This is a genomic window from Leptolyngbya sp. Heron Island J, assembly GCF_000482245.1.
Lineage (GTDB): Bacteria > Cyanobacteriota > Cyanobacteriia > Phormidesmidales > Phormidesmidaceae > Leptothoe.
On record NZ_AWNH01000097.1, the window covers coordinates 1 to 22,029 of the forward strand.

General features: G+C 49.9%; 17 protein-coding genes. 13 read left to right on the plus strand and 4 right to left on the minus strand.

Annotation, left to right across the window (positions count from 1 at the left end):
• The 10 genes from N836_RS65015 to N836_RS65060 form a co-directional block, all read left to right on the plus strand.
• Nucleotides 1–576: transposase (locus N836_RS65015; protein WP_023073173.1), on the plus strand; the 576-nt coding region annotated here is incomplete at its 5' end.
• Nucleotides 577–812: 236 nt separating this feature from the next.
• Nucleotides 813–2,165, plus strand: coding sequence for an efflux RND transporter periplasmic adaptor subunit (locus N836_RS65020; RefSeq protein WP_063624705.1), 1,353 nt, complete (start codon nt 813–815; stop codon nt 2,163–2,165).
• Nucleotides 2,166–2,168: 3 nt separating this feature from the next.
• Nucleotides 2,169–5,435: an efflux RND transporter permease subunit gene (locus N836_RS65025; protein ID WP_235071164.1), complete on the plus strand. Its 3,267-nt coding sequence runs from the start codon at nt 2,169–2,171 to the stop codon at nt 5,433–5,435.
• A 101-nt stretch (nt 5,436–5,536) separates the two neighbouring features.
• Nucleotides 5,537–6,997 carry a TolC family protein gene (locus N836_RS65030; protein WP_023075543.1) on the plus strand — a complete coding sequence of 487 codons (1,461 nt, stop codon included), beginning with the start codon at nt 5,537–5,539 and terminating at the stop codon, nt 6,995–6,997.
• A 443-nt stretch (nt 6,998–7,440) separates the two neighbouring features.
• The gene (locus N836_RS65035; protein ID WP_023075544.1) at nt 7,441–8,310 is read left to right on the plus strand and encodes an O-methyltransferase; all 870 of its coding nucleotides are present in this window, start codon (nt 7,441–7,443) and stop codon (nt 8,308–8,310) included.
• Between the two features lie 174 nt (nt 8,311–8,484).
• Nucleotides 8,485–9,102 carry a LysE family translocator gene (locus N836_RS65040; protein WP_023075545.1) on the plus strand — a complete coding sequence of 206 codons (618 nt, stop codon included), beginning with the start codon at nt 8,485–8,487 and terminating at the stop codon, nt 9,100–9,102.
• 295 nt (nt 9,103–9,397) lie between these two features.
• Nucleotides 9,398–10,702 (plus strand): NAD(P)/FAD-dependent oxidoreductase, encoded by a 1,305-nt coding sequence (locus tag N836_RS65045; RefSeq protein ID WP_023075546.1) that lies wholly within the window; start codon nt 9,398–9,400, stop codon nt 10,700–10,702.
• A 160-nt stretch (nt 10,703–10,862) separates the two neighbouring features.
• Entirely contained in the window at nt 10,863–11,291 is a 429-nt protein-coding gene (locus N836_RS65050) for a DoxX family protein (protein WP_023075547.1), read from the plus strand.
• Nucleotides 11,288–12,760 (plus strand): sensor histidine kinase, encoded by a 1,473-nt coding sequence (locus N836_RS65055; protein ID WP_023075548.1) that lies wholly within the window; start codon nt 11,288–11,290, stop codon nt 12,758–12,760. Before N836_RS65050 ends, N836_RS65055 begins: the two co-directional genes overlap by 4 nt.
• Nucleotides 12,717–13,400, plus strand: a complete 684-nt coding sequence (locus N836_RS65060) for a response regulator transcription factor (RefSeq protein ID WP_023075549.1) — start codon at nt 12,717–12,719, stop codon at nt 13,398–13,400. The genes N836_RS65055 and N836_RS65060 overlap by 44 nt, the downstream gene beginning before the upstream one ends.
• Before the next feature lie 46 nt (nt 13,401–13,446).
• On the opposite strand, the gene N836_RS65065 is transcribed toward N836_RS65060, so the two are convergent.
• On the minus strand, nt 13,447–14,379 hold the full coding sequence (locus tag N836_RS65065; protein WP_023075550.1) for a LysR family transcriptional regulator: 933 nt from the start codon (nt 14,377–14,379) through the stop codon (nt 13,447–13,449).
• Nucleotides 14,380–14,721: 342 nt separating this feature from the next.
• Here N836_RS65065 and N836_RS65070 point away from each other — a divergent pair, with 342 nt between their 5' ends.
• Together N836_RS65070 and N836_RS77225 are read left to right on the plus strand one after the other, a co-directional pair.
• Nucleotides 14,722–17,904 carry an efflux RND transporter permease subunit gene (locus N836_RS65070; RefSeq protein WP_023075551.1) on the plus strand — a complete coding sequence of 1,061 codons (3,183 nt, stop codon included), beginning with the start codon at nt 14,722–14,724 and terminating at the stop codon, nt 17,902–17,904.
• Between the two features lie 123 nt (nt 17,905–18,027).
• Nucleotides 18,028–18,333: a hypothetical protein gene (locus N836_RS77225; RefSeq protein WP_023075552.1), complete on the plus strand. Its 306-nt coding sequence runs from the start codon at nt 18,028–18,030 to the stop codon at nt 18,331–18,333.
• A gap of 125 nt (nt 18,334–18,458) precedes the next feature.
• On the opposite strand, the gene N836_RS65080 is transcribed toward N836_RS77225, so the two are convergent.
• Both N836_RS65080 and N836_RS65085 read right to left on the minus strand, forming a co-directional pair.
• Nucleotides 18,459–19,691 carry a PQQ-dependent sugar dehydrogenase gene (locus tag N836_RS65080; protein ID WP_023075553.1) on the minus strand — a complete coding sequence of 411 codons (1,233 nt, stop codon included), beginning with the start codon at nt 19,689–19,691 and terminating at the stop codon, nt 18,459–18,461.
• A 103-nt stretch (nt 19,692–19,794) separates the two neighbouring features.
• Nucleotides 19,795–20,124: a hypothetical protein gene (locus N836_RS65085; RefSeq protein WP_023075554.1), complete on the minus strand. Its 330-nt coding sequence runs from the start codon at nt 20,122–20,124 to the stop codon at nt 19,795–19,797.
• A gap of 426 nt (nt 20,125–20,550) precedes the next feature.
• Here N836_RS65085 and hpf point away from each other — a divergent pair, with 426 nt between their 5' ends.
• Entirely contained in the window at nt 20,551–21,129 is a 579-nt protein-coding gene (hpf, locus tag N836_RS65090; protein WP_023075555.1) for a ribosome hibernation-promoting factor, HPF/YfiA family, read from the plus strand.
• Between the two features lie 96 nt (nt 21,130–21,225).
• Here hpf and egtC read toward each other — a convergent pair whose 3' ends face one another.
• Nucleotides 21,226–22,029, minus strand: coding sequence for an ergothioneine biosynthesis protein EgtC (gene egtC, locus N836_RS65095; RefSeq protein WP_023075556.1), 804 nt, complete (start codon nt 22,027–22,029; stop codon nt 21,226–21,228).

Consider the following 22,029-nt stretch of genomic DNA (forward strand, 5'->3'; position numbering starts at 1 on the left):
GAATACCAAGTTCTCAAAGACCAAGGATTTAAGCCTGGGATGTCTAAATTTTATGTTGGCATTAGAGGGAACAAAGGAGATGGATTAGGTCCCTTTAATCTGGCTGTTTATTGGAAACGTAAGTACCGCAAGACGGGACCGAAAGCCCCCTGGTATATCCTGACAAATCTCCCAACTCTCAAACAAACTTTAGCGGTTTACCGATGTCGGTGGGGGATTGAACAATTTTTCAAAGATTGCAAAACCGGAGGTTATCACCTGGAAGATACCAAGGTGAACGACCGACGTTTTCTAGCCTTGGTGGTGTTGATTGTGCTGGCCTATAGTCTTGCCACGATGCACGGTCAACGGATGCAAGAATTACGGATAGATGAGTATGCTGGATGTATCAAAAACTACTCAACTAAGATTCCCCATCAAAGTGATTTTAGTTTGGGTCTGTATGGACATCGGTGGATAGTTGCCATGGAAATATGGTCTGAATGGGCCTTCAGATTAATTGCACTCAAGCCTCATAAACGGCTCTATTTTCAACGTGGATTTCTCGCTCTATCCCTTATGGAACAGACTTTATAGCTACGTTGTCACCCTTTAAGGCCTGAAATAGTATGACACTGACCAAATTGCTTATTCATCACCCTATCTCAGATCTCGTTAAAAAATGTTGACGTTCTTAAAAATTAAACGTATGTTTAAATCTAGGAATTGAACAGACGTTTAATTTTTGAGCCTGGATGCTGTCTCCTTACCCATGGGTGTCTATGGGTAAGCGTGGGCGGTTGGCCTTTTTCGCTACTTTCTCTATCGTTTTTATGACTTCCCATGCTAGTTCAACGGCTGCGACAGAGGCCTTGCAGTCTTCCTCGGTAGCGTCTTCCCAATCTTCGGGTAAATGGCTTATCTGGCTCATGGGTCTGATATTGCTGTCTGGCGCGGGCTTTGTGCTGTGGCGGTTGAGTAGCCGTGAGCCTGCTGCCATGCAGATGCCAGGTGCGGTGCCTGTAACTGTAGAACAGCTGGAAATGGCTATGCTACAAGAACAGGCCGGGTTTGTTGGCACTCTGGATGCGCAGACGAGGGTGGTGTTGCGGCCAGAGGTGGCAGGGCGCATTACCCGTGTTTATGTGGCTGCAGGCGATCGCATCTCTGCAGGCGATCCAATTATGGAACTTACTGCCGACCGTTCCCAGGCTGAGGTGAGTGCCGCCTTGGCGGGGATTAGCGCCGCTCGTTCTTCCAGGGATACGGCCCAGGCACGATTGGATTCATTAGTGGCAGAACAGCCGCGACTTGAGGCTGAGCTGGACTTGCAAACCCTGCAGCTAGAGCGGACTCAGCGACTGGTAACGGCAGGAGCGTTGGCTCAACAACAGCTAGATGAAGTGGAACGAGATCGCAACGTCGCCATTGCCTCACTAGAGGCGGCCCAAAAACAAATTGTGGCGGCCCGTGCCAATGTGGCTGAAACCGAATTTTTGTTGGATCAGGCCCAGGCCCAGGCCAATGCCATCCGTGAAGATTTGCTCGACAGGACTATTACAGCTCCCATCAGCGGCATTGTGGGGGACATTCCGGTCAAGCTGGGAGACTATGTGGAGATTAACAGCTCCCTAACCAGCATTACCCAAAATGAGACCCTGGATTTAGAAATAGCCATTCCCACCGAACAGGCTAGCGAGATTCAGCTTGGGATGCCAGTTGAGATTCCCAACTTTGGCGTCGGTGGCTCACCCGTGACAGCAACGATTGATTTTGTTGCCCCTCGCAGTGACGTGGATACCCAGACCGTATTGGCCAAGGCAGAAGTTGTGAATAGTTCAGGTCGTTTGCAAGATGATCAGCGAGTAGATGTGCGAGTGATTTTAGCTCAGCGTTCTGGGCTGCTGGTGCCCGCTACAGCGATCACGCGCTTAGGTGGCCAGACATTTGTCTATGTGGTGGCAGAGGCTCCATCAGAAACTGAGCAGGCTGCTGCGACACCCCCAGCTGAACCTGCAGGAGAGGCTGCTCCTCAGCAAATGGCCCAGCTGCGCCCCGTTACCTTGGGGGCGATGCAAGACAACTCTTTTCAAGTGGTTGAGGGTCTGGATAACGGAGAGGTGATTGTCACCACGGGGTTGTTAAATCTGCAGGATGGTACACCGATTGTTGTTCTGGCTGAATAGCTGTTGGAGTACTCGGTTAACTTTGGTGCGATCGCAACCGAATCTCCTGCTCTCACGGCGCTTAAACTCACACCCTATAGATATCACTTCATGGTTAATTTCTTTATTAGACAACCTGTCTTTGCCAGTGTTTGTGCGGTCATTATTCTTCTGGTGGGTGCCATCAGCATTCCCACTTTGCCCATCGCCCAGTTCCCCGACATTAGCCCCACCCAAGTAAATGTCACCTCAACTTATATTGGCGCGGATGCAGAGACCGTAGAAAAGGCTGTTACTACCGTTCTAGAACAAGAAATCAACGGTGTGGAAGGGATGCGCTATATGTCATCCAACAGCAGTAACAACGGTGTCAGCAACATTACAGTTACCTTTGATTCTAGCCGCAATAAAGATATCGCCGCTGTTGATGTACAAAACCGGGTGTCCCTGGCTGAGCCTCAGCTACCCGAAGAGGTGCGTCAGACAGGAGTGACCGTTGCCAAACAAAACAATAGCTTTTTGATGGCCCTAGCGCTTTATTCAGCGGATGGCTCCTTTGACAATATTTTTCTGAGCAACTACGCCGATCTGTATATCGCCAACGCCCTGCGACGAGTGCCTGGGGTGGGGGAGGTGCAGTTTTTTGGTGAGCGCACCTATGCGATGCGGCTATGGTTAGACCCACAGCGGCTGGCGAGTCGTAATCTCACCGCACAGGATGTGGTCGACGCCCTAGAAGAGCAAAATGTTCAGGCTGGAGCTGGTCAGATCGGTCAGCCCCCTATTCGGGAAGAACAGACATTTCAGATTGACCTGCGAGTCAACAGCCGTCTGGCCACTGCTGAAGAATTTGAAGAGCTTGTTATTCAAACTGGTGAGAATGGAGAACTGATTCAGCTTAAAGATGTGGGTCGCGCCGAGCTTGGGGCTGAAAACTACAGCAGCTTTTTGCGCTACAACGGCAGTGATGCAGTCGGTCTGGGAGTTTTGCCACTGCCAGGTAGTAACGCCCTAGAAACCGCCCAGGGGGTTAAACAGGTGATGGCAGACCTGGCTCAAGAATTTCCCACTGGGATGAACTACGCCATTGGATTTGATACCACTGAATTTGTCGAGCAGTCTCTGGTGCGAGTGATCCGGACTCTAATTGAGGCCATAGTTCTGGTGGTGTTGGTGATCTACATATTTTTACAAGATTGGCGTACGACCATCATTCCAGCAATCACCATCCCGGTATCGCTGATTGGTACATTTGCCATTGTCAAGGTGTTTGGTTTCTCCATTAATAGCCTGACCCTATTTGGATTGACCTTAGCCACCGGTATGGTGGTCGACGACGCCATTGTGGTGGTCGAAGACATTGCCTCTAAAATACAAAATCACAATCTATCCCCTAAACGCGCTGCTGTTGAAGCGATGCGTGAGCTGACGGGGGCCGTAATTGCCACATCCCTGGTGCTGATGGCGGTGTTTGTACCTGTTGCCTTCTTTCCAGGGACAACCGGAGCACTCTACCGACAGTTTGCGCTAACGATTGCCTTTGCCATTGTGATTTCTACCTTCAATGCCCTGACGCTGACGCCTACGTTGTCAGGCTTGCTGCTGCGTCGTAACCCTGGCGGTAATGGCTGGCTCGGACGTATTTTTAGTCCCTTTAATCGGTTTCTAGACTATCTTCGCAATCGTTATGGGGCAAGCCTACAGCTGCTAAATCGCCTTAAATTCTTTGTTCTAGGAGCGTTTGTTGTCTCCTTGGTACTGACGGGTTGGGTTTATAACCGTGTTCCCTCAGCGTTTCTCCCTGAAGAAGATCAGGGTTACTTTATTACGATTATCCAAGGGCCAGATGGGGCCTCGCTAAATGAAACAGACCGGGTGATGCGGCGGGTAGAAGATATTATTGCCCAGCAGGAAGGAGTGCGAGCTAACTTTACTGTCGGCGGGTTTGGCTTTAGTGGGAATACGGCCAACAGTGGCGTTGTCTTTACCTCTCTCGTGCCTTGGGAAGAGAGACCCCAGGGAGTGTCAGCCTTTAGTTTAATCAATCAGCTGTTTGCACCGCTGTCGCAGATTACTGAAGCCCGTGTGTTTCCGGTCAATGCGCCTCCTATTCAGGGATTGAGCAACTTTGGTGGGTTTCAGCTTCAACTGCAAGATCGACGTGGCACCTTAACCATTGATGATTTTGTGCAAAACATGTTTGGTCTGTTGGGGGCTGCCAATGCCAACGAGAATCTACAGGGAGTATTTAGTACCTATGGGGCTAGTAATCCCCAAATCGTGATTGATGTCAATCGCAAAAAGGCCAAATCTCTGGGTGTGGAAATTGATGAAATCTTTAGCACGCTGCAAACTTATCTAGGCTCCCGTTATGTCAATGACTTTACCCTACAAGGACGGACCTATCGGGTCTATGTCCAGGCGGATCAGGCCTATCGTTCAGATCCCGCCGATATTAATCAGCTTTATGTGCGCTCTGAACAGGGGTTGATGGTGCCCATGGGGAATTTGGTAACGCTCACCCAGACCTCTGGTGCCCAAACTATTAACCACTACAATCTGTTCCGTTCTATTGAGATTAATGGTCAGGCATCTCCAGGAGTGAGTTCTGGAGACGCGATCGCAACCATGGAACAACTCTCAGGCCAGGTATTACCCGCCAGCCTTGGCTATGAATGGACCGGCAACGCCCTGGAAGAAATTGAATCTGGAAATCAGGCCCCAATTATTTTTGGTCTAGGCATTATCTTTGTTTTTCTAGTGCTGGCGGCTCAGTACAACAGCTATTTAGACCCGGTGATTATCCTGTTTGCAGTACCGCTAGCAGTGTTGGGTGCCCTGTTAGCCCAGTCCCTACGAGGATTTCCTAACGATGTGTACTGCCAGATTGGTCTGGTGATGCTGATTGGTTTGGCCAGTAAAAACTCCATTCTCATCGTGGAATTTGCCAACCAGCTACGAGATGAAGGACACTCGATTGTCAAAGCGGCTGTTGAAGCGGCCCAATCAAGGATGCGTCCGATTTTGATGACGGCTATTTCCACCTTAAGCAGCATTTTTCCCTTGGTGATTGCCACGGGGGCCGGGGCGGGCAGTCGTCAATCTCTGGGAACCGCCGTATTTGGCGGTATGTTTGTGGCCACCTTTTTAAGTCTGTTTGTGGTGCCCATTCTCTACATTGTTGTCAAAAGTCTTCGCGATCAGTTGGTATCGCCTGCCAGCACTGATGATGATCCTGACAATGGGTCTTTGACATTCGTGGATACTCCAACAACAGGCTCCAGTGTTTAAGTCGCCCTCAGCAGGACATCACCCCCTGTGTGTTTTACCCAATCACCTTTAATCATTTTAATTCCGACACGAATTATTCATTGTAGATTGACGTAGCCCCTATGAACATCAGCCATTTATTTTTGACCCACATCGTATTTGGAGGACTCCTGACGATTGTTCCCCCAGCCCTGGCAAATACTATAGATGGCGATACACCAGCAGAGCCTCCTGTGGATAGTGTCCCTGAGCAACTATCCACAGGAGAAAGTTTATTGAATGAAAGCCCACTCCCTCCCCAGGAACTGCTGGCAGATCCCAATCCGCTTAATGTGCCTGCTTCTGAGGTTGAAGTCCTAGCAGACGACGAGCAAACCCTTTCGCTTGAAGCCGCCATTGAGCTGACCTATGTGAACAACCAAGATTTGCAGGTAGCCCTGCTTGAGCTAGAACAAGCACAGGCTGCATTGGCAGAAGCTCGGGCTGCTTTTTCACCAGTTATCACAACCTCGGCGGATTTCACCGCCCAGGAGGCCAACGATTTTTTGAATGATGATGACGACATTGATACCAGTCTCGATGCACTGGTGCGCGTTAACTATGACATCTTCACATCAGGACAACGGATTGCAACGGTGCGAGCCGCCAAAGAACAGGTCCGTTTGAGCGAGCTAGAAGTGACCCGTCGTCGCCAGGAACTGCGGCTTGAGACGGCTACCATATACTACGACTTACAAGAAAGTGGTGAACAGATTCGCATTAACCGTGCATTTGTTGAGGAAGCCCAGCGTAATCAGCGAGACAATGAGCTTCGTCGCCAGGCAGGTGTGGGCACTCAATTTGATGTATTACGTGCCGATGTTCAGTTGGCCAATGCTCAACAGGCTTTAATTCAGTCTCAGGCCGCTCAGCGGATCGCTCGACGGAACTTGGCGCGTCTGCTCAATTTGCCCTCTACTGTAACTATCAGTGCCACCCCTGTGATCGCCCCTGAAAATTGGGAAGAGTCCTATGCCCGTTGGCAGTTAACCTTGGAGGAGAGTATTCTGCTAGGGTTTCAAGCGCGTGTAGAATTAGAGCAACAACTGGCTCAGCGAGAGATTAGCACCCAGCAGGCGCGGGCGGCGCGGGCGGCCAATGGCCCCCAGGTTGGTCTATTTGCTGAATATCGCTGGGATGACTTGTTGGATGATTCATCGGATACCTATCGGTTTGGAGCCCAGTTCAACATGGTGCTGGTGGATGGGGGAGCTGCCCGCGCCCGTGCCCGTCAGCAGGAGGCCAATGCTGATATTGCAGAACAACAGTTTTCTGAACAATTGGATCGAGTCCGCTTTGAAGTAGAGGATGCCTATTTTACATTGCGCTCAAATGAAGAGAATGTGAGAACGGCAAGAACTACGATTGTGCAGGCGACTACGGCGCTTGAACTGGCTAATTTACGCCTTGATGCTGGTGTGGGAACACAGCTAGATGTACTGACGGCCCAGTCTGAATTAACCGAAGCAGAAGGGAACTGGGTAAGTGCAGCCCTGGGCTATAATCGTGCGTTCGCGTCTTTGCAAAGGGCTGTCACTAATTAATTTGAAATCGAGAGGGTGGGATGGAAGAAAGGAGTATCTACTGGACCAGGGGCGACTGAGTTGACCGTAATGCCACGCCCCCACAGTTCTTTGGTCCCATGGGTGTGAGTGCTTCAACAATGGCTCTACTCCGGCATAGGTAGCATAGTTGGGCACAGCCCCAGCTAGCAACAAGGTGGCAATTAGGTTTTGATATTGTCCGCCATGGGTATAGCGAGAATCGTAATGCTGCAGATATCCTCATTATTGCTGACCTGAACGGACCACTATTTGCGAAACGTGTGCAATTCCTAATGGTTAGGATATAAGTTAAAGATGCCTTCTCTCTCATTTGGGTGACTATACTGAAAGCTCGCAATATAGTACGCCTATTAGGGTGGATAGATTGAAAAAGTCGATTTAATAGTAGTTGTACGTCATGAACCCGGAAATGAGGAAAATAAGTGATTAAGCGAATCTTAAAGAAGGGATTAAAATTACCCATATTGCTATTTAGACGACAAAAAGCGAAGATTCAATTGTCCGAGCTTAAATTACACGAATCTGTAAAGGTAAAAGCAGTTGGCGACACATTGTACGAAGTTTTGTTTAAAATCAAAGATAGTGAAGAACAGGAAGCATGTACCTTAATCGAACGGCGACGTTCCTTTCTCCTTAATTCTCATAAGGAAGTTTCTGTAATTGATTATGGTGCAGGAAAACCTAATTCTCATAGAACAAAAGAAGAAATGAAAAAGGGAGTTCTAGCAAAGGCATTAGTGGGAGATATATGCAAGGCAAGTAAATCAGAATTTTGGGCGACAATTCTTTTTAAATTAATCCGAAAATTGCAGCCATTATCCTGTATTGAACTTGGTTCATGTGTTGGCATATCTGCAGCATACCAAGGATTTGCACTCAATATTAATGGAAGGGGCAACCTAACTACTCTCGAAGGTTCTCCAGAAATAGCCAATATTGCAAAAGAAACCCTTGGGGCTTTAAACCTAAACAATACATCAGTCTTAGTTGGCCCATTCCATGAAACGCTCAAGATTGTCTTGGAGTCATCGAAGCCTGTGGATTTCTTCTTTAACGATGGCCATCATGACCATGACGCAGTAATCGAAAACTTTAATACAGCAATGCCTTATCTTTCCGATGAAGCTATTGTAGTCATTGATGACATTTCCTGGTCGCCCGGTATGAGAAAGGCATGGAACGAAATTGAAGATGATAAGAGAGTGGTCGCATCCATAGATCTTGGGGCAGTTGGGATTGTATTAATTGGAGATGGGTCTGCAAGGAAAGATAAGTTTAGAATGCCGTTATAGAAAACATACAACACACGCATACTCGACAGTCACCTACCTACTTTGTGTTTTAGGTTACTGCTCGCGCCGGTGATGCTGCTCGTTAGCGATCGCACCGATAACTGATAGCTGAGAAACAGTTTACTTTGAATCAGAGGATTTATTGCAAGTCACCAGCTTAAACTAGAACATCTAATGAATATCCTGGACACCCTAGCTCTTTTTATGATCATGATTACTCTGGCTGCGATTCCCAGCACCAGCGTAGCTCTAGTCGTGACTCGTTCTGCTACATCAGGTTTATGGCATGGCGCAGCAGTTTCAGTTGGCATTGTTTTAGGCGATCTCATCTTTGCCTTGTTAGCGATTCTGGGTTTGACAGTTCTCTCAGAACTTATGGGCGCACTTTTTCTGTTGATTAGATACGCAGCAGGAGTCTACCTGATTTGGTTTGGTATCAACCTAATCAGGAGCCGAAATCAGACCATCCAATTAAAGCGCTCCTCCTCAACTGGTGGTCTGATAGCCAGCTTCCTGACCGGTTTATTGGTAACGTTGGGAGATGTAAAAGCTATCTTTTTCTATGCCAGTCTTTTTCCAACTTTTTTAGAGCTTTCCAACCTGGGCTATGGCGAGATAGCCTGGGTACTTGGAGTCATTATTGTGACTGTGGGAGGAGTGAAGCTGACCTATGCAGTTCTCGCTAAAAAAGTAGCGACAATCGCTCGTAGATTCTCAATCGCAAAACAGGCCAAGGTCGCTTCTGGAAGTTTGATGATTGGCTCCGGTACTTATTTAATTATCAGAAGTTGATGCTGCACTCCTATTTTTAAATTGTTAGCTAGCTAACATCGCAGCGGACGGTCGAATTTTGAAGTTATATGCTGAAAATAACTGCCGACGCTGGCTTTCACCGTTGGGCGTTGACCTCAAGGTGTGTCATTTTGTATTGGTTCAGCCTAGTCTTAGCGCATACTTTAATAAGCGTTTAGGCACAATACTTTGAGGCCATTTTCAAAACCTGAATTTTTTTTCAGCTTAGATTCAGGCAATGATTCAGCTAGGCTGCGATGCTTAGAACTATCAACCACTCACCTTTGATAGACCCATGCAATCTCCCCCAAGTCATCCTAGAGTTGTGGTCGTTGGCGCTGGCTTTGGCGGTATGCAAACAGCTCAGTCTCTGGCTAAAAGTGGAGCTGAGGTTCTGCTAATTGACCGCAACAACTACAACACCTTTGTGCCGCTGCTCTATCAGGTAGCTGCCGCCCAGATTGAACCTGAGAGTATTGCCTATCCCCTGCGGACGGTGCTACGTCATGCTAATCGGACCCAGTTTATGCTGGCAGAGGTGCAACGAGTTGATTTTGACCATCAGCTGGTGGAAACGGATAACGCTGTTGTTTCCTATGATTACCTGGTCCTGTCCACGGGCAGTCAGACTCAGTTTATGGGTGTACCCGGTGCTGCTGACTATGGGTTCCCGCTCAGAACATTAGACCAGGCAGTGACGCTACGTAACCATATTCTGCACCGATTTGAGCAGGCTGTTAGAGAGCCAGACCCCATGCGTCGCAGGCAGCTGCTCACTTTTGTTATTGTGGGCGGTGGTCCTACCGGCGTAGAGATGGCAGGAACGCTGGTGGAGCTGAAAAAATCTCTCCGGTGTGACTATCCTGGGCTTAACTGGCAGGATATGCAAATTGTATTAGTGCAGTCGGGGGATAATCTTCTGACCAATTTGCCCGCTCGCCTGGGGCGCTATACGGCGCGCAAATTAAGTAAGCTGGGCGTTACGCTGTATTTTAATGTGCGGGTGGGCCAAGTGACTGACAGCACTGTGGAATTGTCAGACGGGTGTAGCCTCGCGGCTGGTACCGTAATCTGGGCCGCAGGTCTGGAGGCGGCTATGCCAGAGGCGGTTGTTGCCCCCCAAACAGCCCGCAAGCAAAAGCTCAAGGTGCGTTCTACGCTACAGCTGACAGACTATGCCAATGTGTATGCCATTGGGGATGTGGCCGCTGGGGAAAGTAATGGCATACCGCTGACTGGTGTGGCACCGGAGGCGCTGCAGCAGGGTGTGGCTGTGGCCCACAATATTCGTCGACAGCTGTTGGGAAAATCGCCTAAACCATTTAGCTATCTCAACAAAGGGCGGCTGGCGATTATTGGTGGCTATGGTGGTGTTGGCAAGATTGGTCCGATTTTGCTGACAGGTTTTCTGCCCTGGCTGATGTGGCTCAGCGTACATTTAGTTTATTTGCCAGGGTTCCGTAATCGTCTGATGGTGTTGCTCAACTGGCTGCACGGCTATGGACGTGGCGATCGGGCTATTCGTTTGATCTTGTCGCCTCAGCCTGCTGTAAAACGACCTGTGTTGACAACAAATCGTCCTTTGACTGTGGAATCTTAAATTGTTGTCGAACAGTTTTTTAGATTAGAGAATTTGTATACCCCATAAAAGGTGCACGGCGGTGTGCCCCAACGGGGATATTGACACACTAGATTTGTTCCTCTGTTCGTCATTGATCACTTGTTTTTGATACTACTTTTGACTTTAGGAGACTCTTCCCATGACTGTGCAAAAATATACGCCATTGATTGCTCGTAGCGCGATCGCAATTATCTTTCTCAATCTTGGTATTGGCAAACTCTCTAACTTTAGCGGCATTGTAGAACAAATTGCCGGTGCTGGTTTACCGCTAGCCGGGCTCGTGGCAATTTGCACCATTGCCTTTCAGCTGTTGGGTGGTGCTGCCCTGGTTCTTGGATATAAAGCCCGTATCGGTGCATGGCTGCTAATAGCATTTTTGATACCGGCAACCCTGGTATTTCACAATCCGATGGTTGACCCGAGCCAGATGATTCAGTTTCTAAAAAATCTAGCTATTATAGGTGGACTGCTAATGATTGTCGCCTATGGGGCTGGGCCTGTTAGTCTAGATAACCGTTTAGCCTCCTCTCCGGCGACTACTGCTTATTCTGAGGACTCGTTACGATGAAACGAATCCCGGACTGGTTTATGCATTTTCGTAATCTTCGCACCCGTCTCCTGGTTTGGTACTTTTTGCTGGCTGTATCTACTACAGGCATAGCCGTTTGGGTGACTCGTCACATATACTGCAATCGCTTGTCTGATCAAGCAGAAACTGCTTTAGCAGAAGAGGTTGAGCGTTTCCAACGGACGGCAACCCCCTTCACTGACCGTCAGCTGACGAGTACAGAAACCATGGCCTTATTCGACCAGGTGCTGGCGAATTATGTCCCCGTTGATAACGAGTCAATTATCACGTTTGTTGATGGTCAGTTTTATCAGGCAAGTCGTCCACTGCCTGCCTGGCTGCAGACTAATCCTGACCTGATGGCCCAGTGGGCTACACTGACAACCTCCCAACGGCATTGGGTGGAAGATGCGGACTATACCATCTTCTACATTGCAGAACCGCTGGTGGTCGGGAATACGGTGGAGGGTGTTTTTGTGGCGATTGAGGATAAAACCATTGCATACCAGTCCGGTACTGGCGCGATTCGGCTGGTCTTGAAGGTATCGGCGGGCGTATTGGGGCTCTTTTTTGTGGTTGCCTGGATTACGGCGGGTCGAATTTTAAGACCGCTGCGGCTGATGAATCAAACGGCGCGCCAGATTACTGAGTCTGATATGACCCAGCGGATTCCGATCCAGGGGACTGATGAAATTACGGCAGTGACGGTGACGTTTAATCAAATGTTGGACCGACTGCAGGCGGCTTTTGATGGTCAGCAGGAGTTTCTTAAAGACGTGAGTCACGAGCTGCGTACACCGATTACAGTGATTCAGGGCCAGCTGGAAACCCTGGTGTATCGCCCGGAAAAACAGGCTGAAACCATGGCGCTGATTACTAATGAGTTACAGCAGATGAACCGTTTGGTGAATGATCTGCTGCTGTTAACTAAGGCGGAATGTCCTGACTTCTTGATTCTCAAACCCGAAGATTTGGACTGGCTGACGGAGGAGCTTTATCTCAAAGCACGGTCATTTACTCCCGACCGAGACTGGCGACTGGAAGCCAAGGGCCTTTACCCGGTGACCATAGACCGACAGCGCTTTTCTCAGGCGGTGATGAATCTGGTGCAGAATGCGGTCCGGCATACACAACCGGGGGATATGATTGCTTTGGGGTCTGCGGTTACTGACGATAGGCTGCAGTTCTGGGTCAGGGATACGGGCGAAGGCATTGCCTCAGCCGACCAGGCCAAAATATTTGAACGGTTTACTCGGGCTACCAATAATAATACTCAGTTTGAAGGAGCAGGGTTAGGACTGTCCATTGTTAATGCGATCGCACAGGCCCACGGTGGCCACGTAGACCTCTCCAGTCGTCCAGGTGAGGGGGCGACCTTTACCCTAATTATGCCGTTAGAACCGTTAACCACTCAGTCGGAAGCCCATGAATCGCATTCTCATTGCCGAAGACAACCCACACATTATTGATTTTCTCAAGGCGGGTCTGAAAGCCCATGGGTTTACGGTCCTGGTGGTGGAAAAGGGGGAGCGGGTGGCTGAATTTGCCCATAGCAGTGACTTTGATCTGTTAATTTTGGATCTGGGTCTGCCAGGTAAAGATGGGCTAGCCATTTTACGAGAGCTTCGCGGTCAGGGTGAACTGTTGCCGATCATTGTGCTCACCGCCCGTGATGGTGTAGATGACACAGTTATGGCCCTGGAAGGTGGGGCCAATGATTACATCACCAAGCCCTTTCGGTTTGAAGAACTGCTGGCCCGCATTCGGGTGCAGCTACGCGATCGCAGCGGTAATCAGCAGCTGACATCAGAAACATTGCTCAGGGTTGGAGATTTGTCTCTGGATTTACTGACGCGACAGGCTCGGGTGGGCGATCGGGTGGTTGAGCTGTCGGCCCGAGAGTTTGTGCTGGCCGAAGTGTTACTCAGACACCCGATGCAGGTGATGAGTAAAGAACAACTTTTAAATCGGGTCTGGGGCTATGACTATGACCCAGGCTCCAACATTATTGAGGTGTATATCCGACACCTGCGCAAAAAGCTGGGCAGAGATTACATCGAGACGGTTCGAGGCATGGGCTATCGGCTGCAAAGTCGTAACAGCCCTTAGCCAGGCAAACATGGCATCAAGCCCATATGCAGCAGCTTCTATACCACTACTGCTGGAGAGTAGGAACAGAACTATCAGAGACTTTCTCGATCTCGGCTACGTGGCTAATCAACATGTCGAGAAAAGCACGCACAGCGGGAACATTGCTACGTTTTGGGGGTAGTGCGGCATAGATTTCGATATCTGGACCGCTGAAGGCAGGTAAAGCTCTTGCAAGTATACCGGCATGGGCCAGGGGTTCAGCGTAAATTTGTGGGAGACAGGCGACCCCGGAACCAGAACTGAGGATGCTCAGGGCCACCGTAGGGTCACCAACGGCTACCAGGGGTTCACTCTTCATGAAAATCTTCCGGTGTTCGTTGTTGCTTAAAATCCACTCCTGGGGCACTCCCGCAACGTTAATGGTGATACGGCCAAGCCCCTCCACTGCCAACGCATCATTCAGGTCAATTTCCGATGCCCGTGTTCGAAATGTATAGAGCGCGAGGGCAGTCTTCACAATGCGGCTAGAGACTAGATACGGTGCGGTGGGTCGACCAATACGCAGGACAACATCGAGATCCTCTACGACTGGATCAGGCCCCTGGCTAGTCACCTGCAAAGTTGTTTTTACATCAGGATAGGTTTGGGCCAGTCTCGCAATGACGGGGGCAAGCAGCTTTTGCCCCATGAGCGCACTGGCGGCAATTTTCAGTGGGCCTTGCGGTTTCTCTTTGGTAACCCGCAGGGCTTCGTCTGCCTCCAGCATGAGCGCTATCGCCGCCTCTGCTGTGGGTAATAATCGGGTGCCTAACGGTGTCAGGCGAAGTCCTCTATTCACGCGATCAAAAAGCGGCACCCCAGCGGCAGTCTCTAGCCGAGAGAGAGACCTTGAGAGTGTGGCCTTGGCTTGGCCAAATTTACGGGCAGCTGGACTTAATCCGCCGGCATTGGCAATGAGGCCAAACGCTCTTAGATCATTGAGGTCAAAGTCATCCATAGCTTTGTTTCACTTTTGGAACGATCCGTTCCAGTTTGGTCGGTTTTCAATAGCAATATCTCAATACTAACCTGGGTTTATGGCCATCCACTTTGCCATGGATTAATCATCACCTATCTGGAGAAATGATGATGTTTAAAAACTCTTTTAAAGACTTGAATATAACGACTCCCTGGGATCTATGGGGTCAGCTCAAACGCTCTCTCAAATAACCTCCTAGCAGATTGATCGGGCCAGGCACAGTTGGCCTCCCACAAGTTGTTGTTCTACCGCTAGATCCAGCGATTACCCCACGTATTACGCCCGTGGGATCTAGCAAACGCTGAGTATTCGAGGTTTACCATGATGGTTCGCCCATTTTATAAAAACGTCCGTTTATTGATTTTGACGATTATCCTGATCCTGGGCTGGGGGCTGTCATCTTATCAGTCGCTACCTCGTCAGGAGGACCCGGAGCTGGTTTCTCGTACGGCAGTCATCACCACCGCCTTTCCCGGTGCCAGTGCAGAACGGGTCGAAGCATTGGTGACCACCGTACTAGAAGAAGAACTTTCTGAGATTGAAGAAATTGATGTGATCTCGTCCGACTCTCGCGTAGGCTTCTCAACTGTTGCTGTAGAGCTGGTGGATTCTATCGATAATGCCCAGCCCATTTGGTCTAAGGTCCGCAATGAGATGGATGATGCTGTTGCCCAGTTTCCGGCTGGAGTATCTGAACCAGAGCTAGATGAAGCCATCATCAAAGCCTACACTGTGATCACATCTCTCACCTGGGATCTGCCCGGTGAGCCGAATTATGCTGTGCTGCGTCGCTATGCAGAAGAGCTAGCGGTGATCATGCGAGGTGTTGAGGGCACAGAAGAAGTCGAGTTTTTTGGCAGCCCCGACGAAGAGATCTTGGTGGAAGTCAATGCACCAGGGCTGGTCAGTGTGGGACTATCGCCGCAACAGCTTGCTAACCAGATCAGCCTCAGTGATGCTAAAGCGAGTGCAGGTCAGCTACGCAGCCCTGAGCAGACTGTGGCCATTGAGGTTGAAAGCGAGCTAGAAACCCTGGAACAGATTCGCCAAATTCCTATTCAGGCTGGGAATAGCCAGTTTACGCGCCTGAATGATATTGCCAAGGTGAGTCGCGGTGTTCGTTATCCCCTTAGCGATCAGGCGATCGTAAGTGGCAAGCCTGCCATCGTGGTAGGTGTAATGATGCAATCGGGACTGCGTATCGACCAGTGGGCCGCTAATATTCATGGCGAACTGGATAACTTTCGCGATCGCATCCCTGAAGGCATCAGTCTCGCTCTGATCTTTGACCAGAGTGACTATGTGGCCAATCGTATTAGCACGTTGCTGTCGAACCTGGTATTTGGAGCGGTGCTGGTGGTAGTGGTAACCCTGGTAGGTATGGGCTGGCGCTCCGCTTTAGTCGTGGGTATGGCGTTACCTCTAACTATTTTTGCTGTATTTGGCTGGATGACCGTGTTTGGTATCCCCATTCACCAAATGTCGATCACGGGTCTGATTATTGCCCTCGGGTTACTGATCGACAACGCTGTAGTGGTGGTTGATGAAATTCAGGTGGAAATGCACCACGGGGAAGCGCCTCTACAGGCTGTCACCAATACGGTGAAATATCTCCAGGTACCGCTGTTGGCGTCTACGTTAACCACGGTGATGACCTTTTTACCCATCTATCTGTTGCCAGGAGGAGCTGGAGAGTTTGTTGGCTCCATTGCCCTCAGTGTCATTCTGTCCCTGGTGTCATCATTGGTAATTTCGTTAACAGTAATCGCAGCCCTAGCCGGTCGCATGTTAGGTCGCAGCAGCAATCAGTATGAACAGTTTAGCCAGAGCAACAATCGGGGCCTGCACGCCAAAATGGTCATGGTTTTGCTACGACCTGGAGCTTGGTGGGCCGACGGCTGGACGTCACCGCGTCTGGGGCAGCTATACCGCTGGTCAATTGGGCGGACCACCGCTCGACCGTTACTAATCATCGCTATCACCATGGCTGTCCCCCTGATCGGCTTTACGGTAGCGGGGACTTTAGAAAATCAGTTTTTTCCCCTTTTGAATCGGGATCAATTCCATATTGAAGTGGAGTTTTCATCGCAAACATCCATCGGTCAAACACGAGAGCAAATGCTCCAGGCACGGCAGCTAATTCTAGACCATGACACCGTGGAGGCTGTCCACTGGTTTGTAGGAGAGAGTGCCCCCAGGTTTTACTACAATCTCACGGGCAACCGTCAAAACCAGGCCCACTACGCCCAGGCCATGGTGCAACTCACCTCCGAGCGAGGGGTTTCAGAATTAGTGCGAGACTTACAGAATGAACTAGATGAGCAGTTGCCTACAGCTCGGGTACTTGTCCAAAAATTCCAGCAAGGTCCCCCGTTTGATGCGCCGGTAGAAATGCGTCTCTATGGTCCCAACCTGGATGAATTACGTCGCTTAGGCATGGAGGTACGCACCATCTTGACCACTATCCCCGATGTGCTCCATGTGCGGGATGACTTAACAGAGGGACAACCTAAGCTGGGTTTATATGTGGATAATGAACAAGTGCAGCAGGCGGGGTTAACCAATACTGCGATCGCACAACAACTGGCGGCCTATTCTGAAGGGGTAATCGGCGGAGCCATTTTAGAATCCACTGAAAACCTGCCGGTGCGCGTCCGTTTGACCGATACAGACCGGGCCAGTCTGGAGCAGCTGGCGTCCCTAGACCTGCGGCCAGAACAGGGTCAAGATCGCAACTTTCGGCCTACCTCTGCACTGGGAAGCTTTGAACTGGTGCCTGAGTTGGCCAACATTGCCCGCCGTGAAGAACAACGGGTCAATACAGTGCAGGCCTTTATCGCCACCGGAGTTTTGCCTAACACAGTGCTGACGGCCTTACAAGAACGACTTCAGGCCGAGAACTTTGAACTCCCCCCCGGCTATCGATATGAATTTGGGGGTGAATATGAAGAGCGCAATACTGCCGTTGGCAGCCTCTTGCTGTATGTACCGCTGTTGGGGCTGGTGATGCTAACAGCCCTGGTTCTATCCCTAGGGTCGTTCCGACAAGCGGGCATTGTTGCTGCCGTGGCGGTGGGTTCCATTGGCATGGCACTCTTCTCCCTTAAAGTCTTTGGCTCCCTGCTAGGTTTTATGGCCATTGTCGGCACCATGGGCCTGGTGGGTATTGCTATCAACGGAGCCATTATTGTTCTCTCGGCATTGAATGACAATGCCCAGGCCCGTCAGGGGCAGCCGCAAGCTGTGCAGGATGTGGTGGTTAAAGCAACCCGCCACGTTTTAACCACCACCATTACCACCATGGTTGGTTTTGTTCCCTTACTGATGGATGGCGATCCGTTTTGGAGCCCACTTGCGATCGCAATTGCTGGCGGCATTGGCGGTTCACCGATGCTGGCGCTGTACTTTACGCCAGCGGCCTATCTGTTGCTTAAACGAAATTCCTCAAAACCTAAATCCCATCCGGTGACAGCTAGTACTCTGTGGCGTCAGGCTGCCCACTAGCCAATGTGGATGGGTGGATGGGTGGATGGGTGGATGAAATAGCTGCCCAATTGCCGCCATCGGGGACTAGTCCCTCGCTTCAGCATTCCTCTAGTTGAGGATCAATAGAAAAAGAGGTTATCCATGTACTTTCCACTCTGGCAATATCTCAACCAACCCCTCTGGGACAAAGCGTGTCCAGCTATCTTAAACCCACATCAGTATTGGTTGCACTACAAAACTGCCTATCTCGATCGTTGTTTTCACCATGTTTTTCTAGAACAATGTTGGCAGGTGAACTATCCAGAATTTGTGACGCGCTATCATGATTTTTGCGATCGTATCCCCCTGGAAGAAGATCCCGTTTGGTTCTTAACCCGCTGTTGGCAAGTAAAATGGCGCAGTTCCCATGATTTCTACCCTGACAGCAATAGCTGGGAGGAAAGTTGATCATACGTTTCCCTTGCAGTCACAAGCAGGTCAAATCATGATTGGGGCCAGCGGTCCTTGATGACCGGCTTGGCCTTCTAATTTCTCGCATTAGTCGTGGCATTAGTTGTTAGTCTGGCTGGTGATTAGCCCGGTTCCAGCCGAATCAGCCGTCCATTGGGTTCATCGGTGAGGATATATATCAGCCCGTCTGGTCCCTGGCGTACGTCCCGCACGCGCTGGCCAATGGGAATCGGGGTTTCATTCACAACAGTGCCGGCATCGCTCAATTCAATATGGCGCACATCTTGAGAAACTAGCCCGCCCGCAAACAGGTCACCCTGCCACTGGGGAAAGCGATCGCCCTGGTACACCAGCAGCCCTGAGGGTGCGATCGCCGGGGTCCACACCACCAGCGGATCGACCATGCCCGGTCGCGATTGCTCCGATGAAATTTCGCCCCCGGTATATTCACGGCTGTGGGTAACGAGGGGCCAACCATAGTTGTCACCAGGGTTTACCCGATTTAGCTCATCTCCCCCCCGCGACCCATGCTCCGTGGCCCACACCTGACCGGTCACCGGGTCCACCATCAACCCCTGAATATTGCGATGGCCATAGCTCCACACCGCCGGGTCAGCCCCCGGTGTATCCACAAAGGGATTATCGCCAGGCACCGACCCATCATCATTTAACCGGACCACTTTGCCCAGGTGACTGTCCAGCTTTTGAGCCTGATGCCGAATCAGTTCACCCTCTAATCGAATCGGCGGATTACCGCCATCACCAATGGAAACCAGCATCGTATTATCAGGCAGCCAGGTAATCCGAGAGCCAAAATGTTGGCTACCCTGTTTTTCTCGATTCACTTCAAAAATAACCGTCCACTCAGAGAGCCCATTACCATCAAGCCGGGCGCGAGCCACGCGGGTTTGATTGGCTCCAGCAGAACCATGGGCGTAGGTAAAGTAAACCCACTGATTATCGGCAAACTGGGGATGAACCGAGACATCCAGCAATCCTCCTTGACCAGTGGCAAACAACGATGGCACCCCCGATATCGATATGGGTTCCACCGACCCCGCCCGGAGCAAACGGACTCGTCCGGGGCGCTCTGTAATGATCAAGTTGCCATCGGGCAACCAGGCCATGCCCCAAGGGTGTTCTAAAGACTCCGCCAGAATAGTTTGCTGTAGAGTCTCGACCTGGGCCATGGTCTGACTCTCAGGTTCAGGGCTGTCGGTGCCATCAGGGGCAGCAGTCACCGGAGCGGCATCAGCCGTAGTCGCTGTCTGCCCAGGGTCAGACGTGGCACAGCCCAGCAAAACAGACCCAGCAATCACGGCTCCAACGAGGGCCGTTAGGTTATATCGGAGCATCGGGCTCTCTCCTATTTGACGTTATCTCAACGATAGACAAACATCAGCAGCTTGTGGAGTAATCAATCCCACAGTTAGGGTAAAGCAGCCGGTACTCAGGCGATCAACCCAAGGACAGCAAGCCAGGGTTGCATGCCAGGGGCAGGTGTTCGATCTGAATCAAACGAACCGCCAGCTTTTGATGACGGGCCATGAGATTCATACCCAAGTAACGCACACCCAACAAAACAACAACAATCAGGGGGATATTTAACCACATTCCAGGACTAATTGTTCTAAAATTAGCCAGTCGCCATACCATTAACAATCCAATCAAAGCCTTGACAACAACGACGCCCCACCACTGTAACCTAGGACTGTCAGGGACTTTAGAAACGGGGTAGGCCCACAAAAAATGACCTAGCTCAAAATAATGAGAAAGTTTTGCCCACACACAGAGTCAATAACTAGAGAACAATCGTCCCCAACAATTGTCCCTCTCCCTTGGCGACTAGAAGATACGGGGTGCAGACACAGGCACATTGCCATCAGCTATAGTATCCGCCTGGAACCCTCTATGGAACAGCGGTCAAAGACTACAAAAAACTTATGAGGAAATTATGAGGATACTGGGGACTCAGTTCGTAAATTTTGATGACTTAATGATCTTTTCAAGAAATATTAATGGCCTGAATCGCTGAAAAGCTGTCTAAACAGCTTATTATGTAGGTACACATTAGTTCTGTTCGGAGAGAAAAACAGCGGTAACGGTGAGAGGCTTCTAATATCCTAATAATAGAGGCACTTGGTGTAGAGAAACTCGTAGCCGCTTTTGAACTAGTGGGTCACGTGATTGTAACTGTCAGGAGGTCAATCCTATATGCGATGGGTTATTCAAGGCAAAGATCTTCAAGTCACAGATGCGATTGATGACTATGTGCGCCAAAAAATTGGTAAAGCATTAGCCCGGCATCAAGATATTACGACTAAGATCGACGTTAAACTCTCAGCGCCCTATCAAGCCAAAAAGTCATCTCAACAAAGTGCTGAAGTGACCATCCATGCCAGTGGCACGGTGATTCGAGCCGCTGAGAAACATGAAAATCTTTATGCCAGTATTGACTTGGTAACGGATAAGCTTGCCCGTCAGTTAGAGAAATATAAAACTAAAAAACAGCGTCGGGCTCAGCCTAAAGAATCGGTAAATACCGAGATTGATCCGTCTATTGTCGTCAGTGAATTAACGTCAGAACGCTCGCCAGAACTGCCTCCCAAGGTAGTGCGTAACAAGTTTTTCCTGATGTCGCCCCTGTCGGTCGAAGAAGCTTTAGATAATCTCCAGCTAGTGGATCATGATTTTTATATGTTCCGCAATGCGCAAACCGGAGAGATCAATGTTATCTACGAGCGTAACCATGGCGGATACGGTGTGATTCAGCCACGTTCTCAAGATAGCTAGCGCCCACTGGCAGCAGCAATTGGGCAGCTATTTCATCCACCCATCCACATTGGATCGTGTGCACACTTATAGTGTGCACACTGATGCCACAGAGTACTAATTGACCACCTCAGATAAAAGTGATCTGATTTGGGGTTGGGCATCGTGCTTGACCTGGAGGATTGTGTTATCGGGAAATAGCTGCCAATTGCCAGGAAATAAAGGTTCAGAGGCAATAATGGTGGAATTTGGTAACGTCGGGCTCTCTGACAGCCAGTAAAGCGATGGGGCCGCGATACCGTTAGCAAACCGAGAGGCAACCAGCTGATGGCCGTCGCTGACAACAACGTTGGCGCTAAATGTGACATTGTCGGCGGCGGCTAGTTGGCTCAGAGTCTTTAAGCTAGCCGCTAACCCCTGCTCCAAAGAGTAATGGTGGACGGTGATCTCATGGACTAGCAGGGCAAAAATGTGTTCAGAATCTGTTGTGCCTTCAATTGTGCGATAAACCGGATCGGTTAGATGTTGGCGAATCGGCTGATATAAGGTATCTCGAAAGTTTTCAATAAAGCCATTGTGGGTAAACAGTAGCTGTTGATGGCTAAAGGGCTGACAGTTACTCAGATTTGAGGCTTGCCCAGGGGTGGCGCTGCGGATATAGGCAAGAAAAGTATCCGTATCAATGTAATGACCCAGGTGGGGAAGATTGATATCAGCCCAGATCGGTAAAACATTTTTGTAGATAAACGGCTCTTGTCTCTTTTGCGGCTGATACCAGCCCAGGCCCACACCATCGGCATTAACTGAGGTGGTAATGGTTTCTTTGGGGCGGTAGCTTTGGATTTCTAGGGAATGTTCGGGTTTATAGATCAGGGTTTCTGGCTGAATAGCGGGGCCTAAATAGGCAAGCAATCTACACAT